1 pseudogene is annotated in these 354 nt (G+C 28.0%); it reads left to right on the forward strand.

Going from position 1 to position 354, the window contains the following annotated elements:
* Nucleotides 1-245, forward strand: a pseudogene (locus V7183_RS25835) (hypothetical protein); the annotation flags it as partial.
* Between the last annotated feature and the right edge of the window lie 109 nt (nt 246-354).

Raw genomic sequence — 354 nt, forward strand, 5'->3', positions numbered from 1 at the left:
AAGAAAGTGGTAAAGCTATTATCATTTCAATAGGGGTTATATTACTTATTTATTTTGGTAGTTTACTTTTAGGACAATCTTTTTCCATTGTAAGCAAATTATATCAATATACAGTATTCTACCAACTGTATGAAATAACAAATCCTAGCATTAATATAATAAGATCCATCCTAGCTGCAATCAGCACGGCTCTCGTATTTTTTCTTTTAGGAAGTATAGCCTTCAAAAAGAAAGAAATAAAATAATTAAGGTAGTAGGTGAGGAAAATTGCTTTTAGTAATGCTTTTAATAACTATTCTATCTATCATACTGGCAGTAATTTTTCTCACTCGTTTATTTTTCATTAAAAAAGAG

This window comes from Bacillus sp. JJ1127, assembly GCF_036965845.1.
Classification (GTDB): Bacteria; Bacillota; Bacilli; order Bacillales; family Bacillaceae_G; genus Bacillus_A.